The organism is Streptomyces sp. A0958 (assembly GCF_004795035.1).
Lineage (GTDB): Bacteria > Actinomycetota > Actinomycetes > Streptomycetales > Streptomycetaceae > Streptomyces.
The window spans coordinates 40,469-53,494 of the sequence record NZ_SSBK01000028.1 but is presented as its reverse complement, the minus strand read 5'-3'; the positions used below and the strand labels follow the sequence as shown (position 1 = coordinate 53,494).

Sequence of the window (13,026 nt, the reverse complement as noted above, 5' to 3'; positions counted from 1 at the left end):
CGCGGTCCCCGCGATCGGGGACAATGGGCGCCATGAGCGCTCGACCTAACCCTGAAGCCGCTGCGCGGCAGGCTGAGAACACCGCCCCCCACCGGGCCGGTTTCGCCTGCTTCGTGGGACGTCCCAACGCGGGCAAGTCCACCCTGACGAACGCTCTGGTCGGCCGGAAGGTGGCCATCACGTCCAACCGGCCGCAGACGACCCGGCACACCGTGCGCGGGATCGTGCACCGGCCGGACGCCCAGCTGATCCTGGTCGACACCCCCGGCCTCCACAAGCCGCGCACCCTGCTGGGGGAGCGGCTCAACGACATCGTGCGCACCACCTGGGCCGAGGTCGACGTCATCGGCTTCTGCCTGCCCGCCGACCAGAAGCTCGGCCCCGGCGACAAGTACATCGTCAAGGAACTCGCGGGCATCAGGAAGACGCCCAAGATCGCGATCATCACCAAGACCGACCTGGTCGACTCCAAGCAGCTCGCCGAACAGCTGCTGGCCGTCTCCCGGCTCGGCGAGGAGCTCGGCTTCGAGTGGGCGGAGATCGTCCCGGTCTCGGCCGTCAAGGACCAGCAGGTCGAGCTGCTGGCCGACCTGATCGCCCCCCTCCTGCCCAAGAGCCCGCCGCTCTACCCCGAGGGCGACCTCACCGACGAGCCGGAGATGGTCATGGTCGCGGAGCTGATCCGCGAGGCCGCGCTCGAAGGCGTACGCGACGAGTTGCCGCACTCCATCGCGGTGGTCGTCGAGGAGATGCTGCCGCGCGAGGACCGGCCGGCGGACAAGCCGCTGCTGGACATCCACGCCAACGTCTACATCGAACGCCCCAGCCAGAAGGGCATCATCATCGGCCCCAAGGGCAAGCGCCTGAAGGACGTCGGCACCAAGTCCCGCAAGCACATCGAGGCCCTGCTCGGCACCCCGGTCTTCCTCGACCTGCACGTGAAGGTCGCCAAGGACTGGCAGCGCGATCCCAAGCAGTTGCGCAAGCTGGGTTTCTGAGCGGCGCCAGGAACCCGGCGGCCGGAGGCCGGCGCAGCCGTGCGAAGCCGCTGAGGCCCCCTGGGGCCGAGGGGGGTGCGAGGGCGGCCGTGGGAGTGGGCCCCCAAGCAATTGCGCAAGCTGGGGTTCTGAGCGGCGCCAGCCGGGCCCCGTCTTACGGGCCCGCCCGCGTCACCCGCCCGCCCGCGTCACCCGCCCGTCTCACCGCCCGCCCATCTCACGCGCCCTCCTTCAGGATGCGTGAGATCAGGGCGCGCTGGGCGTCGGTGAGGCGCGGGTCCGCGCAGTGCACGGTCCGGCCGTCGACCGTTATCCGGTAGCTGAAGCCGTCCGGGACGCCCCCGGGCGCGGCGTCCTGGCCCTCGGCGAGTGCTGAGCCCGCCAGGGCCTCCCACTCCTGGGCGTCGGCCCGTCCGGATGTGTCGATCTCGCGGTGGCGCGCGATACCGGCGAAGCCGCCGGTCCTGCTCACCTGAATCCGCATGTGCTGTCCTTCCACGCCGGACGGGCCGGTCGGTGTCTGCCTAACTGGTCGGAACGCCCACCTCCGACCAGGCCTTGAGGACCGCCTCGACCTCGTCGCCGTCGCCGAAGCGGTTGCGCGCCGCCGCCACGGTCAGGCGGGCGAAGGCCGCGAAGTCCGCGTCCACCGCCAGTTCACCACCTGTGAGCACATCGAACCAGAGCTGGCCCGCCCGCTCCCAGGAACTGCCGCCGAGCGCGGTCGCCAGGAGGTAGAACGCGCGGTTGGGGATTCCGGAGTTGAGGTGCACCCCGCCGTTGTCGTCGCCGGTGTGGACGTAGTCGTCCATGGAGGCGGGCTGCGGGTCCTTGCCGAGCACGTCGTCGTCGTACGCCGTGCCGGGTGCCTTCATCGAGCGCAGCGCCACGCCCTGGACCCCTGGGGCCAGCAGACCCTCGCCGATGAGCCAGTCGGCCTGCGCGGCGGTCTGGCCCAGCGAGTGCTGCTTGACGAGGGAGCCGAAGACGTCCGAGACCGACTCGTTGAGCGCGCCGGACTGGCCGTAGTAGCTCAGGTTGGCCGTGTACTGCGTGAGGCCGTGCGTCAGTTCGTGGGCGATCACGTCGATGGCGACGGTGAAGTCGAGGAAGATCTCGCCGTCCCCGTCACCGAAGACCATCTGCTCGCCGTCGAAGAAGGCGTTGTTGTACTTCTCGTCGTAGTGGACGGAGCCGATCAGCGGCAGGCCGTGGCCGTCGATGGAGCGTCGGCCGTAGGCGCTGAGCAGCAGTTCGAAGGTGGCGCCGAGGCCCGCGTACGCGCGGTTGACGCTGGCGTCGGACGTGGGGTCCTCGCCCTCGGCGCGGACCTTGGTGCCCGGCAGGTCCGTGCCGTGGCGGCAGTCGTAGAGCGTGCGGTCGGGTTTGGCGGACCGGTCGTCGTCCGGCTCGGGTGCGGCGGTGGGCCGGGCGACGGTGGTCATGTGCCGCCGGGTGCGCCGGGCGGCGTCGGACTGCAGGGTGCGGCGGGCCCGGCCCGCGAGGACGGGGTCGTCGGACTGGGACAGTTTGTCGAGGAGGTGGGGCGGGACGATGGTGCAGAAGACGGGGTGGAACCCCTGCTGGAATCGAGGCTGCATACACACGACTGTGGCAGTGCGTAAGCGCGAAGTCACTGGTTGCAACCGTGATTGACGAAATAGAGTGATTGGCCACCGTTGGGTGTTTCAGCCGCTCGGTCCCGCATACTGATACAGCACCGACGTCTCGGGCGCCCCTCGGCTAGTCTCGACGCATCATGCGTTTCGGGCTGCTTCTTCTTAGCTGCCGCGGCGAGGGCCTGTAGTCGTAGGCCGACCCCCTCCCCGCGGAGTCTGGTGTTGCAGTGACACAGTCGGCCGTCCCGTAGAAGGACCCCGAGGAGCCCTACGCCATGACCGCAGTGAATCCCGCGCAGCCCCCCGCCTCGAACGCCGTCGGCCGCCCCACGCCGATCACCAACGCGACGGTGCTGCAGAAGCCGTCCGGGATGCCGGTCCACAAGTACGGCCGCTACGAGGCCGTCGACATCCCCGACCGCACCTGGCCCGAGAAGCGGATCACCAAGGCTCCCCGCTGGCTCTCCACCGACCTGCGCGACGGCAACCAGGCCCTGATCGACCCGATGTCGCCGGCCCGCAAGCGCGAGATGTTCGACCTGCTCGTACGCATGGGCTACAAGGAGATCGAGGTCGGCTTCCCGTCCTCCGGTGAGACCGACTTCGCGTTCGTCCGCTCCATCATCGAAGAGGGCGCGATCCCCGAGGACGTGACGATCTCCGTCCTGACGCAGGCCCGCGAGGAACTGATCGAGCGCACCGTCGAGTCACTGCGCGGCGCCCACCGCGCCACCGTCCACCTGTACAACGCGACCGCCCCCACCTTCCGCCGCGTGGTCTTCCGAGGCACCCGGGACGAGGTCAAGCAGATCGCCGTGGACGGCACCCGGCTGGTCATGGAGTACGCCGAGAAGATCCTGGGCGAGGAGACGATCTTCGGCTACCAGTACAGCCCCGAGATCTTCACCGACACCGAGCTGGACTTCGCCCTGGAGGTCTGCGAGGCGGTCTGTGACGTCTGGCAGCCCGAGGAGGGCCGCGAGATCATCCTCAACCTGCCCGCCACCGTGGAGCGTTCGACGCCGTCCACGCACGCGGACCGGTTCGAGTGGATGTCGCGCAACCTGTCGCGCCGCGAGTTCGTCTGCCTGTCCGTCCACCCGCACAACGACCGCGGCACCGCCGTCGCCGCCGCCGAACTGGCCCTGATGGCGGGGGCGGACCGGATCGAAGGCTGCCTGTTCGGCCAGGGCGAGCGCACCGGCAACGTCGACCTGGTGACGCTGGGCATGAACCTGTTCTCACAGGGCGTGGACCCGCAGATCGACTTCTCTCAGATCGACGAGATCCGCCGCACCAGCGAGTACTGCAACCAGATGGAGGTCCACCCGCGCCACCCCTACGCGGGCGACCTGGTCTACACCGCCTTCTCCGGCTCCCACCAGGACGCCATCAAGAAGGGCTTCGACGCCATGGAGACCGACGCGGCCGCCCAGGGCAGGACGGTGGACGACATCGAGTGGGCCGTGCCGTACCTGCCGATCGACCCGAAGGACGTCGGCCGCTCCTACGAGGCGGTCATCCGGGTCAACTCGCAGTCCGGCAAGGGCGGCATCGCGTACGTCCTGAAGAACGACCACAAGCTGGACCTGCCGCGCCGGATGCAGATCGAGTTCTCCCGGATCATTCAGGCCAAGACCGACGCCGAGGGCGGCGAGGTCACGCCGGCGCAGATCTGGACCGTGTTCCAGGACGAGTACCTGCCCAACCCGGACAACGCCTGGGGCCGCGTACAGATCCGCTCCGGCCAGAGCACGACCGGTTCCGACGGCCGCGACACGATCACCGTCGAGGCGACCGTGGACGGCGCGGACACCGTGCTGACCGGCACCGGCAACGGCCCGATCTCCGCGTTCTTCGAAGCGCTGCAGGCCATCGGCATCGACGCCCGGCTGCTGGACTACACCGAGCACACCATGAGCGAGGGCGCGAGCGCACAGGCCGCCTCGTACATCGAGTGCGCCATCGACGGAAAGGTCCTGTGGGGCATCGGTATCGACGCCAACACCACCCGGGCCTCCCTGAAGGCGGTCGTCTCGGCCGTCAACCGCGCCACCCGCTGATCCGGCGCCCGAAAGGGCCCGGAGCCGTACGGTCCGACGAACCCCGCCCCACCCGCTTCCGGGGGGCGGGGTTCGGCCATCTCCGGGCGGTTGTGACAGGCGAGGTACTGACGGCGCCACGGGGATGTGGTTAACATCACGTTCACACGGCAATGATGCCGAGGGGTACCTCCCGCGCCCTTGGGGGCACGGGGGAGTTACGGAGGTGTGCGACGTGCGGTCAGCCCTGGGACAACGCGCCATGAAGCTGCGTATCTGCGGCACCCGCACGCTGTGGGACGCCGTGGGCGACGGGGAGTTCTTCTGCCCCGGCTGCGGAGGCGACCGCAACTACCGCCGTCTCACCGGCCGTCGCCGCTTCACCGTGCTCGGTGTGCCGCTGCTGCGGCGCGGCACCGCGGGCCCGGTCGTCGAATGCGCCGCCTGCCACCAGCACTTCGACCCGGAGGCGCTCGACCACCCCACCACCACCCGGTTCTCCGCGATGCTCAGGGACGCTGTGCACACCGTGGCCCTCGGCGTCCTCGCGGCGGGCGGCAGCACCTCCCGTACGGTCCTGGAGACCGCGGTCGAGACCGTGCGCGGCGCCGGCTTCGACGACTGCACGTCGGAGCAGCTTGCCACCGTCGTGGAGGTCCTGTCCGCCGACATCGGCCACGGTTCCGCGTTCGACCCCGCGGCCGAGGCCTGCGGGGCGGCCCTCGCGATCGAGCTCCACGAGGCGCTGGAACCGCTCGCCCCGCACCTCGCCCCCGCCGGACGCGAATCGATTCTGCTTCAGGGCGCCCGGATCGCCCTCGCCGACGGGGCGTACAGCCCGGCCGAACGCGAGGTGCTGGCCACGGTCGGCGGGGCGCTGCGGCTCCGCGCCGAGGACACCGCCCGTCTCCTCGCCGCGGCGGCGCGTACGCCCTCCTGACCCTCCGGACGGCGCCCCGGTAGATTGGGTCTCTTCGGACGGCGCAAGCCCCCGGAGCCCCGATTGCGAGCTCCCCGATGAGCCCCGAGCAGACCGGCGCACGCCTGCGCCTTGCCGCCGCGCTGGACCACCTGAGCGTCACCTTCGCCGGCATGACCGCCCACCCCGACGAGCACAACTGCGAGTGCCACTGGGGCGGTCCCGAGGAGCTGGCGCAGCTCAAGACGCCGGACACCGCGCTGGACCCCGACCTGCTGCGGCGCAGCTGGCAGGCCACGGACTGGACCGACCACGGCGCCGTGCTGCGCCGCATCCTGCCGCAGTTCGCCCGCGCCCTCGCCGGCGGTCTCGACGACGCCTGGCCGGCGGACGTCGGGCGCTCGTTCTCCCTGGGCCGCTGGCAGGAGTGGCCCGACGCGCAGGCCGCGGCGGTCCGGGAGTTCCTGCACGCCTGGTGGGCGTCCACCCTGAGCGAGCCGCATCCGGTGGTGCCTGTGCACGACGTCCTGACGACGGTCATCGAGGCATCCGCCACCGCCGGGCCCTGGCTCGCCGCCTGGGAGGCGCTGACCGGGCCCCCGGCGGACGGTCATCTGGCCGGCCTGGTCGCCGCGTGGGAGTGGGAGCTGCTCGGGGACCAACTGCCCTGGACCGCCTGGGACGACGAGGACGAGATCCGGGCCACGCTCACCGCCTGGCTCGTCCGGTACGCCCCCGCCCGGCTCCGCGCCCACGGCGCACCGGCGGAACTCATCGACCGGATACGGCTGCTCGGCCTCGCCGCCGACCGCTGGGACGACCCCCGCTGGGGCCGCCTCCCCGACGGGCCCGCCCGGCCGCAGGCCTCCTCCGCCCCCGTACTCCCCGGGGAGTAACCGGAGCGGCGCACCCTCCCCGGAAGTAGCCGCGAAGTCGGCCCCCGGCGCGACGCGTCGCCCCCGCCCCGACGGAAGTCTGGACAGGACCGGACACCCGGACGGACGAAAAAGGGGGCCTCCCATGAGAACCGCACAGAACGCGGGCGAGAGCGCACAGGACGCCGACGAGCGGGCGCGGGCGCACAGCCGGTGGCGCATGCTGCCCTGGGCGATCGTCGCCCTCTGGGTCGCCGCGCTCGCGATCGCCGGACCGCTGGCGGGCAAGCTGGCCGACGTACAGCAGAACCGGGCCGTCGACTACCTCCCGACGAGCGCCGACTCCACGCAGGTCGCGAAGGTCCAGGACGCGCTGCCCGGCGGCGAGTCCACCGACCTCGTGCTCGTCTACCACCGCGACAGCGGGCTGACCGCCGCGGACCGGGCCCTCGCGGACCGGCAGACCGCCGAGGTGGCGAGCGGCCACACCCTTGCCGCGCCCCCGCGCGCCGTCCCGTCGAAGGACGGCACCACGCTGATGTACCCGGTCTCCACGACGGAGCCCGGACAGGACGACGAGGCCCGCACCGCCTTCGTCGACGATGTCCGCGAGACCGTGCGGGGCGGCGACGGACTGGCCGCCGAGGTCGGCGGGCCCGGGGCGTTGACCGTGGACGCCCAGAAGGTCTACGGCTCGCTCGGCGGACCGCTGCTCTACACGACCGTCGCCGTCGTCGCGGTCCTGCTGATCCTCATCTACCGCAGCCCACTGCTGTGGCTGGTGCCGCTCGTCGTCGCGGGCGTCGCCGACGCCCTGTCGATGGGTGTCGTCCACGGCCTCAACCGGGGCTTCGACGTCACCGTCACCGGCCAGAGCTCCGCCGTGATGACCATCCTCGTCTTCGGCGCGGGCACCGACTACGCACTGCTGCTCGTCTCCCGCTACCGCGAGGAACTGACCCGCGCCGAACGCCCCCACGAGGCGATGGCGGCGGCGCTGCGCGGCTGCGGGCCCGCCGTCCTTGCCTCGTCCGGGACGGTCGCGGCGGGCCTCCTGTGCCTGCTGGCCGCCGATCTCAGCAGCAGCCGGGGCATGGGCCCCATCGCCGCCGTCGGCGTGCTGTGCGCGCTCCTGGCGATGCTGACCCTGCTGCCTGCCGTCCTGGTCCTGCTGGGCCGCCGGGTGTTCTGGCCGCTCGTGCCCGTGTACGGCTCCGAGCCGCGTCGCCGCCGCTCGCTGTTCGCCGCCATGGGCGGCTCCGCCGGGCGCCGGCCCGTCGCCGTCCTCGTCACCGGCGGGGCCCTGCTGGGCGCGCTGTCGCTCGGGGTCCTCAACCTGCCCGGCGACCTCAAGCAGGAGGACTCCTTCACCACCGAGCCGGACTCGGTCGTGGCCATGGCGACCCTCGCCGACGCCTACCCCGGCCGCTCCAGCCGGCCGGTCACCGTGACCACCCCCACCGAACGGGCCGCCGAGACGCTGGCGAAGGCCCGGGCCACCGAGGGCGTCGCCGCCGAGCGGGGCCGCAGCGGCGGCGGCTGGACCGAACTGTCCGTCACCACCTCGGCCGCACCCGAGTCCGCGGGTGAGAAGGCCACCGTCCTGGCCCTGCGCGAACGGCTGCCCGGCAGCCACGTCGGCGGCCCGACCGCCCAGCAGATGGACCTGGAGACGGCCGGCTCCCGGGACCTGAAGGTCGTCGTCCCGCTCGTACTGCTCTCCGTCCTCCTCGTCCTGATCGCCCTGCTGCGCAGCCTCGTCGCGCCCCTGCTGCTCGTCGCCGCCGTCGTCGCGGTCTGGGGCGCATCCCTCGGCATCGGCGGACTCCTCTTCGAACCGCTCCTCGGGCTCAAGGGCACCGACCCCGGACTGCCCCTGCTCTCCTTCGTCTTCCTGGTCGCCCTCGGCGTCGACTACGGCATCTTCCTGATGCACCGGGTCCGCGAAGAGGCCCGGCGCGGCGCCGAACCCACCGAGGCCGCGCTGACCGCCCTGCGTACCACCGGCGGGGTCATCGCATCGGCCGGGCTCGTCCTCGCCGCCACGTTCGTCGTCCTGACGAACATGCCGCTGGCCGCCCTCGTCGAAATGGGCTTCGTGATCGCCGTCGGCGTCCTTCTGGACACCTTCCTCGTCCGCACCTACCTGGTGACATCGGCGAGCGTGGCCCTGCAGCGCAGGATCTGGTGGCCGGGCGCGCTCAGCCGCACCCCCGGCGCGTCCGCGCCCCGCGCACCGGAACTCGTCAAAGCCCCCTGACAACGGCCCGCCCCGTACCGGAGGATGGCGACGTGCCCCCAGCCCGAGCCCCAGCCACGAGCCGCCGTGACCGCATCCTGGCCGTCGTCAACCGCGAGCCCATGCAGGCGCCGCACCGCGGGCGCAACGACGCCCTGATCGCCGCGGGCGCCGGCGCGCTCTCCGCGGTCATCGCGCTGTTCGCGGGCGGCGCCCACGCACTCGGCGCGCTGGGCTGGGTCCTGCTGCTGGGCAGCGCCGTACCGCTCGTCCGGCGGCGGCGGGGCCCGGTGCTGGTCCTGCTCGCCATGGTGCCGATGCTGGCGCTCTACCACGGCACCGACAACCTCCACTCCGCCCCGATGCCGCAGACCTGGATCGCGCTCTACACGGTGGCCGTGACCGGCCGCCCGCTGCGCACCCTGCTCGTCGGCATCGGCGTCACCTCCGTGACGGTGACGGTGGTGCTCGTGCTCAGCGCTCACGACGGGCTCGAACTGCTGCGGATCTCCGGGTGGATCGTCGCGGTGCTGTTCTGTGGGGTGGACGTACGCATCTACCGCCAGTACGTCGCCTCGGTGCTGGAGCGCGCCGAGCGCGCCGAACGGACCCGGGAGGAGGAGGCCGGGCGGCGGGTCGCCGAGGAGCGGCTGCGGATCGCCCGCGACCTGCACGACCTCCTCGCGCACAGCATCACCCTCATCGGGGTGCAGACCGCGGTCGCCTCGCACATCCTGACCGTCGACCCGCAACGGCTGGACCGGCAGGCCGTCGCGGCCTCGCTGGACGACATCGCCGAGACCTGCCGGGAGGCCAGGGCCGAGCTCCGGACCACCTTGCAGGTGCTGCGCGGCACCGGGCAGGAGGGCGGGGGCGGTACGGACCCGGAGGGCCCGCTGCCCGACCTGGCCGCCCTGCCCGGGCTCGTACGGGCCGCCGAGGCGTCCGGGGCGCGGGTCGACCTCCAGGTCCGCACCCCGGCCGGCCGCCTCGCCCCGGCGACCGGGGCCGCCGCCTACCGGATCGTCCAGGAGTCCCTGACGAACGCGGTACGGCACGCGGGCGCCGGGGTCCGCATCCGCGTCGTCGTGGAGCCCGCCGCCGAGGCCCTGCGGGTCACGGTCACCGACGACGGCACCGGACCGGTGGACAACGGCACCGCACCGGGGTTCGGGATCGTCGGAATGCGGGAACGCGCCCGCAGCACCGGCGGCACCCTGTCCGCAGGACCCCGCCCCGGTGGCGGCTTCGAGGTCTCGGCCCTGCTGCCGTTCCCGCCCCCGACCCCGGGAAACCAGCCGGGAACCGAGTCCGGGAACCAGCTGGAACACCCACCCGCACAAACGCAGCCGGAACACCCACCCGCACACACGCACGAAGCCACGCATGAAGCCAAGCAAGCCATGCACGAAGCCGCGCATGAAGCCACGAGTGAAGCCGCGCGTGAACACGCACCGGAACGGGAAGCGGAGACCACCTCATGATCCGGGTACTGCTCGCCGACGACCAGACGCTCGTCCGGGCGGCGTTCGCGATGCTCATCGGCTCCGACCCGGAGATGGAGGTGGTCGGGGAGGCCGCCACCGGCCTCGAAGCGGTCGCGCTCGCCCGCTCGGCGCGCGCCGACCTCGTCGTCATGGACGTCCGGATGCCCGAACTCGACGGCATCGAGGCGACCCGCCGCATCGCCGCCGACGAGGACCTGGCCGGGGTGAAGGTACTGGTTCTGACCACCTACGACACCGACGACCACATCGTCGAGGCGCTGCGCGCCGGCGCCTCCGGCTTCCTGGTCAAGGACACCCGGCCCGCCGGCCTGCTCGCCGCGATCAGGACCGTGGCCGCGGGTGAGTCGCTGCTCTCGCCCGGCCCGACCGCCCGCCTCATCGCCCGGGTCCTCAGCACCCCCCGTGCCCCCGCCGGTCCGGGCCCCGGCGCCCTGGGCATGCTGTCCGAGCGTGAGCGCCAGGTCCTCGCCCTGGTCGCGCGCGGCCTCAACAACACCGGGATCGCCGAGAACCTCGGCCTCAGCCCGCTCACCGCCAAGACCCACGTCAGCCGGATCATGGGCAAGCTCGGCGCCCGCGACCGCGCCCAGCTGGTGATCGTCGCCTACGAGTCGGGGCTGGTCGTGCCCGCGGGCGGCGGCGCGGCCGGGCACTGACCGGGCCGGGGACAGGGGCGGGCCCCGCGTGTCGGTGGCGTACCGGACAATGGACGCATGAGCTTGTTCCGGGACGACGGCGTGGTGCTGCGCACGCAGAAGCTGGGCGAGGCCGACCGGATCATCACGATACTGACCCGGGGCCACGGCCGGGTGCGGGCCGTCGCGCGCGGTGTGCGGCGCACCAAGTCCAAGTTCGGGGCCCGGCTGGAGCCGTTCTCCCACGTGGACGTGCAGTTCTTCGCGCGCGGCAGCGAACTGGTCGGGCGCGGGCTGCCGCTCTGCACCCAGAGCGAGACGATCGCCCCGTACGGCGGCGGAATCGTCACCGACTACGGGCGCTACACCGCGGGCACCGCGATGCTGGAGACCGCCGAGCGCTTCACCGACCACGAGGGCGAACCCGCGGTCCAGCAGTACCTGCTGCTGGTGGGCGGGCTGCGCACCCTGGCCCGGGGCGAGCACGAGCCGCACCTGATCCTGGACGCCTTCCTGCTGCGTTCCCTCGCCGTCAACGGTTACGCCCCGAGCTTCGACGACTGCGCGCGCTGCGGGCTGCCCGGCCCGAACCGTTTCTTCTCCGTCGCGGCGGGTGGCGTCATATGCGGCGACTGCCGGGTGCCCGGCAGCGTCGTACCCTCGGCGGAGGCCGTCGCCCTGCTGAGCGCCCTGCTCACCGGCGACTGGGAGACGGCGGACTCGTGCGAGGCGCGTCATGTCAGGGAGGGGAGCGGGCTGGTGTCCGCCTATCTGCACTGGCATCTGGAGCGCGGGCTGCGTTCACTGCGGTATGTAGAGAAGTGACACAGGGAGACTGAGAAGCTCATGGCAGTACGCGGGATGCTCGGCGGCCGTAACCGGCGCGACTACAAGACCCCGGAGCCGCACCCGTCCGGTGCCACGCCCCCGAAGATCCCCGGCGAGCTGGTGCCCGAGCACGTGGCCGTGGTGATGGACGGCAACGGCCGCTGGGCCAAGGAGCGGGGCCTGCCGCGCACCGAGGGGCACAAGGTCGGCGAGGGCGTCGTCATGGACGTGCTCAAGGGGTGCATCGAGATGGGCGTCAAGAACCTCTCGCTGTACGCGTTCTCCACGGAGAACTGGAAGCGGTCCCCGGAGGAGGTGAAGTTCCTCATGAACTTCAACCGAGACGTCATCCGCCGCCGCCGTGACGAGATGGACGAGCTGGGCATCCGTATCCGCTGGGTGGGCCGCATGCCCAAGCTGTGGAAGTCCGTCGTCCAGGAACTCCAGGTCGCCCAGGAGCAGACCAAGGACAACGACAGGATGACGCTGTACTTCTGCGTCAACTACGGCGGCCGGGCCGAGATCGCGGACGCCGCGCAGCGGATCGCGCAGGACGTCGCCGCCGGGCGGCTCGACCCGTCGAAGGTCAACGAGAAGACGTTCGCGAAGTACATCTACTACCCGGACATGCCGGACGTCGACCTGTTCGTGCGGCCCAGCGGCGAGCAGCGCACCTCGAACTACCTGATCTGGCAGAGCGCGTACGCCGAGATGGTCTTCCAGGACGTGCTGTGGCCGGACTTCGACCGCCGCGACCTGTGGCGGGCCTGCCTGGAGTTCGCCCAGCGTGACCGCCGGTTCGGCGGCGCCGAAGAGGTCGCGGCCTCCGGGAGCTGAGCGGCGGGCCCGGCGGGGGTAGGTGCTGTACGCCCCCGCCGGGCCCGGATCACTTCACTTCTCGCCGCTCGCGCAGTCCGCGCACGTGCCGAAGACCTCGACCGTGTGCGCCACGTTCACGAAGCCGTGCTGTGTCGCGATGGTCTCCGCCCACTGCTCGACCACCGGGCCCTCGACCTCGACCGCCTTGCCGCACATCCGGCAGACCAGATGGTGGTGGTGGTCGCCCGTCGAGCAGCGCCGGTAGACGGACTCGCCCTCCGTGGTGCGCAGGACGTCCACCTCGCCGGCGTCGGCGAGGGACTGCAGGGTGCGGTAGACCGTCGTCAGCCCGACCGAGTCCCCGCGGTGCTTGAGGACGTCGTGCAGCTCCTGGGCGCTGCGGAACTCGTCCACCTCGTCGAGCGCCGCCGCCACGGCTGCCCGCTGCCGGGTCGACCGGCCTCGGACCGGAACCGCGTTCGTTCCACTGATCGGCGCCGTCGCCACAGGAGCCTCCTCGTGTCGCCCGTACATCTGTCGGGCC

The 13,026-nt window shown here is 72.0% G+C and carries 12 protein-coding genes; 9 read left to right on the top strand and 3 right to left on the bottom strand.

Translation table 11 applies throughout. From position 1 onward, the window contains the following. Positions 1 to 23: 23 nt before the first annotated feature. The gene (era, locus tag E6P78_RS24245; protein WP_206307898.1) at positions 24 to 998 is read left to right on the top strand and encodes a GTPase Era; all 975 of its coding nucleotides are present in this window, start codon (positions 24 to 26) and stop codon (positions 996 to 998) included. Between the two features lie 217 nt (positions 999 to 1,215). Here the strand turns inward: era and E6P78_RS24240 are convergent, their stop codons facing one another. Next, the gene (locus E6P78_RS24240; RefSeq protein ID WP_136205747.1) at positions 1,216 to 1,482 is read right to left on the bottom strand and encodes a protealysin inhibitor emfourin; all 267 of its coding nucleotides are present in this window, start codon (positions 1,480 to 1,482) and stop codon (positions 1,216 to 1,218) included. A gap of 40 nt (positions 1,483 to 1,522) precedes the next feature. Next, on the bottom strand, positions 1,523 to 2,599 hold the full coding sequence (locus E6P78_RS24235; protein ID WP_136205746.1) for a M4 family metallopeptidase: 1,077 nt from the start codon (positions 2,597 to 2,599) through the stop codon (positions 1,523 to 1,525). A gap of 293 nt (positions 2,600 to 2,892) precedes the next feature. On the opposite strand from E6P78_RS24235, the gene leuA reads away from it, so the two are divergent. The 8 genes from leuA (at position 2,893) to E6P78_RS24195 (ending at position 12,500) form a co-directional block, all read left to right on the top strand. Further along, positions 2,893 to 4,680 carry a 2-isopropylmalate synthase gene (gene leuA, locus E6P78_RS24230; protein WP_136205745.1) on the top strand — a complete coding sequence of 596 codons (1,788 nt, stop codon included), beginning with the start codon at positions 2,893 to 2,895 and terminating at the stop codon, positions 4,678 to 4,680. A 241-nt stretch (positions 4,681 to 4,921) separates the two neighbouring features. Further along, on the top strand, positions 4,922 to 5,599 hold the full coding sequence (locus E6P78_RS24225) for a TerB family tellurite resistance protein (protein ID WP_136205744.1): 678 nt from the start codon (positions 4,922 to 4,924) through the stop codon (positions 5,597 to 5,599). Between the two features lie 77 nt (positions 5,600 to 5,676). Then, positions 5,677 to 6,474, top strand: coding sequence for a hypothetical protein (locus tag E6P78_RS24220; RefSeq protein WP_240799357.1), 798 nt, complete (start codon positions 5,677 to 5,679; stop codon positions 6,472 to 6,474). Positions 6,475 to 6,673: 199 nt separating this feature from the next. Then, positions 6,674 to 8,713, top strand: coding sequence for an MMPL family transporter (locus E6P78_RS24215; RefSeq protein WP_136205772.1), 2,040 nt, complete (start codon positions 6,674 to 6,676; stop codon positions 8,711 to 8,713). A 32-nt stretch (positions 8,714 to 8,745) separates the two neighbouring features. Further along, a complete protein-coding gene (locus E6P78_RS24210; RefSeq protein WP_240799356.1) occupies positions 8,746 to 10,176 on the top strand; it encodes a sensor histidine kinase in 1,431 nt (476 codons plus the stop codon). Continuing rightward, positions 10,173 to 10,856: a response regulator transcription factor gene (locus tag E6P78_RS24205; RefSeq protein WP_136205743.1), complete on the top strand. Its 684-nt coding sequence runs from the start codon at positions 10,173 to 10,175 to the stop codon at positions 10,854 to 10,856. Before E6P78_RS24210 ends, E6P78_RS24205 begins: the two co-directional genes overlap by 4 nt. Before the next feature lie 57 nt (positions 10,857 to 10,913). Continuing rightward, a complete protein-coding gene (gene recO / locus E6P78_RS24200; protein ID WP_136205742.1) occupies positions 10,914 to 11,660 on the top strand; it encodes a DNA repair protein RecO in 747 nt (248 codons plus the stop codon). Positions 11,661 to 11,681: 21 nt separating this feature from the next. Then, positions 11,682 to 12,500: an isoprenyl transferase gene (locus E6P78_RS24195; protein WP_136205741.1), complete on the top strand. Its 819-nt coding sequence runs from the start codon at positions 11,682 to 11,684 to the stop codon at positions 12,498 to 12,500. 54 nt (positions 12,501 to 12,554) lie between these two features. Here E6P78_RS24195 and E6P78_RS24190 read toward each other — a convergent pair whose 3' ends face one another. Then, positions 12,555 to 12,989 carry a Fur family transcriptional regulator gene (locus E6P78_RS24190; RefSeq protein ID WP_136205740.1) on the bottom strand — a complete coding sequence of 145 codons (435 nt, stop codon included), beginning with the start codon at positions 12,987 to 12,989 and terminating at the stop codon, positions 12,555 to 12,557. Positions 12,990 to 13,026 lie beyond the last annotated feature (37 nt).

Coding starts and splice junctions, on each gene's coding strand:
- era (WP_206307898.1), top strand. CDS start 24: ATGGGCGCCATGAGCGCTCGACCTAACCCTGAAGCCGCTGCGCGGCAG.
- E6P78_RS24240 (WP_136205747.1), bottom strand. CDS start 1,482: ATGCGGATTCAGGTGAGCAGGACCGGCGGCTTCGCCGGTATCGCGCGC.
- E6P78_RS24235 (WP_136205746.1), bottom strand. CDS start 2,599: ATGCAGCCTCGATTCCAGCAGGGGTTCCACCCCGTCTTCTGCACCATC.
- leuA (WP_136205745.1), top strand. CDS start 2,893: ATGACCGCAGTGAATCCCGCGCAGCCCCCCGCCTCGAACGCCGTCGGC.
- E6P78_RS24225 (WP_136205744.1), top strand. CDS start 4,922: ATGAAGCTGCGTATCTGCGGCACCCGCACGCTGTGGGACGCCGTGGGC.
- E6P78_RS24220 (WP_240799357.1), top strand. CDS start 5,677: ATGAGCCCCGAGCAGACCGGCGCACGCCTGCGCCTTGCCGCCGCGCTG.
- E6P78_RS24215 (WP_136205772.1), top strand. CDS start 6,674: ATGCTGCCCTGGGCGATCGTCGCCCTCTGGGTCGCCGCGCTCGCGATC.
- E6P78_RS24205 (WP_136205743.1), top strand. CDS start 10,173: ATGATCCGGGTACTGCTCGCCGACGACCAGACGCTCGTCCGGGCGGCG.
- recO (WP_136205742.1), top strand. CDS start 10,914: ATGAGCTTGTTCCGGGACGACGGCGTGGTGCTGCGCACGCAGAAGCTG.
- E6P78_RS24195 (WP_136205741.1), top strand. CDS start 11,682: ATGGCAGTACGCGGGATGCTCGGCGGCCGTAACCGGCGCGACTACAAG.